Origin of the sequence: Streptomyces sp. SID11385, from assembly GCF_010548245.1 — a bacterium.
In the GTDB taxonomy this organism is placed as follows: domain Bacteria; phylum Actinomycetota; class Actinomycetes; order Streptomycetales; family Streptomycetaceae; genus Streptomyces.
Map to the genome: position 1 here is coordinate 1 of NZ_JAAGLR010000138.1, position 223 is coordinate 223.

At 70.0% G+C, this 223-nt stretch carries 1 protein-coding gene; it reads right to left on the minus strand.

Annotated elements, in window-relative coordinates:
* A partial coding sequence (locus tag G3I42_RS04255) for a TetR family transcriptional regulator (protein ID WP_164282493.1) occupies window positions 1–223 on the minus strand: 223 nt, incomplete at both ends.

Consider the following 223-nt stretch of genomic DNA (forward strand, 5'->3'; position numbering starts at 1 on the left):
TGTCCCAGACCGGGGCGTTGCCGTCTGCGGTGCAGTGGCGCACCAGGGCGTGGATCTCGCGGCGCAGCGGGGGGAGGAGCGGCTCATGCGGCGCCCGTCCGGTGACCGCCTCGGTGAGGCGCTGCTCAAAGTCCGTGTCCTGCTCGAACACCAGGGCCTCTTTGGAGGCGAAGTGGGAGAAGAGGGTGGTGACGGCTACATCGGCTTCGGCGGCCACGTCACG